The 754-nt window shown below is 31.7% G+C and carries 1 protein-coding gene; it reads left to right on the plus strand.

Features of this window, described 5'->3' with window-relative positions:
• Nucleotides 1-414: 414 nt before the first annotated feature.
• Complete coding sequence (locus AC1TPC_RS26875) at nt 415-660, plus strand: hypothetical protein (RefSeq protein WP_482069778.1); 246 nt, start codon at nt 415-417, stop codon at nt 658-660.
• Nucleotides 661-754 lie beyond the last annotated feature (94 nt).

The raw sequence follows: 754 nt of genomic DNA on the forward strand, positions 1-754 counted from the left end.
TTAAAGTCTGATCAAGTTCGAAACGTTCATTTTAGAGTAAATGGCAGAAAATTAAAGCAATTTTACGATCGACATCGAATAAGAGGTGCAGTGTCCACAATAAGGGTGTTTAACCGCTACAAGGTAACTTTGTAATTACTTATCCTAGCCCATTTTTTTTCTGTTTAAGAGCATAACTAGTAGTATAGTAATTGCAATTAACACCCCAAAGGGCAATGAACAGACTATTGATAGATTTAACATTGATCGCACCTCCTTTATTCTCTAGGGGGGAATGGCGATCATGTTAATTCTGATGCAATAGTAAATATATCATGTCCTGATATGTGATTTCAAGAATCACATATTACGATACATTTTGTTTATCCAGCATATGGTATAGTCTAATTATGAAATAATGGAGGTATGATTATTATGATTGAAAATCCATATGAAATATTAAAACAAGTCAAAAACGAATTAAAAATGGTTGTTGTGAATTGGGAGCATCTTAAGAATGTAGATGATGAAAAGTATGAAAAAGCTAGACTAATTATTTCTAAAATATGCAAAGAAGATAATATTGAGGTTCCAAGAGTAATCAAAACATGTTTAGAGATCGAAGAATTTTTCAACTTTATTTATGATGGAAATACTAATAATCCTGAATTTCGAAAGTGAAATCTTATAAAAACGTAAAAAAGTGCCCTGATCTTTGGTAGAATGGTGTTTGTCTAGAACACATCACCCAAAAGAGAGGAGCACCTTTATGGTG

It is taken from the genome of Paenibacillus sp. Y280 (assembly GCF_056786335.1).

Coding starts and splice junctions, on each gene's coding strand:
- AC1TPC_RS26875 (WP_482069778.1), top strand. CDS start 415: ATGATTGAAAATCCATATGAAATATTAAAACAAGTCAAAAACGAATTA.